This window comes from Psychromonas marina (genome assembly GCF_030161115.1).
Lineage (GTDB): Bacteria > Pseudomonadota > Gammaproteobacteria > Enterobacterales > Psychromonadaceae > Psychromonas > Psychromonas marina.
The window spans coordinates 1-1,049 of the sequence record NZ_BSPQ01000024.1 but is presented as its reverse complement, the minus strand read 5'-3'; the positions used below and the strand labels follow the sequence as shown (position 1 = coordinate 1,049).

The following is a 1,049-nucleotide window of genomic DNA, read 5'->3' as shown; positions in this document are numbered from 1 at the left end:
AACCGAATCGGGTACAAGGCGGTCTTCACCTGCCGCAATCACAAAGGCGCCAGATTTTATCGCTGGGTAACTGGTATCACTGTCACCAACATTAACGCCATCACCTGCCGTGTCTAAATCCCCTTCGGTCAGTGTGACTGTGCCTTGATCATCACCTGCGGCATTGGTGCCATCGGTGATGGTAATATTCATTCCGCCATCGCTGTTATCGCCATCTTTATCAGTGGCGGTGACATTTAAGTTGAATTGGGTTGATTCACTGTCAGCTTGATCAACAGGCCCTGTGATCGTCAGTTCGTATGAACCATCGGTTGCGATAACCACCGTCATCACAGTTGCGCCCGCGCTGTCGAGTACGGTTAGGGTATCGCCTGCCACTGTAAAGGTCGTCGCTGCACCATTACTGGTAATACCTGTTAAGCCTGGTTGTGCTGTTTGGAACGCAATCGTCGCGATTTCATCGGCGCCAACATCTAATGGAATTTGTCCACTCACCACGTTAATGACAGCAGATTCGTTAATGGTAACGCCCGTTATATCTTCACCAAACACAGCGTCTGCGCCATCGGTGATAATGATATCGACATTCGCCGGTTTATCTAGATCATCACCATCGGTATCGGTTGCTTGTACAGGCACATTAATATGCAGATCATCACCATCAAAGGTGACATAACCACCATCACTTGACCCATTATGATCTAACGGGACATTCTGCGTAATGGTTACAGTCACGTTGATATCTTGACCTTGCTGTGCACCAGATAAGGCAACGGTTACTGCAACCGTACCGTCAGCAAGTTCACCGATTAAATCACCATTAGTATCAACACTAAAGGTCAGTGGTTGTCCGCCAGAACTGAGTTCATTTTGTAGTTCAGTGATTAAATCCGCTTGTAAATCGGGATCAATTTTAACCGAATCGGGTACAAGGCGGTCTTCACCTGCCGCAATCACAAAGGCGCCAGATTTTATCGCAGGGTAACTGGTGTCAGTATCACCAATATTAACGCCATCACCTGCCGTGTCTAAATCCCCTTCGGTCAGTG

The 1,049-nt window shown here is 47.9% G+C and carries 1 protein-coding gene; it reads right to left on the bottom strand.

The features are described from left to right. Nucleotides 1-1,049, bottom strand: a 1,049-nt coding sequence (locus QQK09_RS17835; RefSeq protein WP_284205536.1) for a hypothetical protein, incomplete at both ends; no start/stop codon positions are given.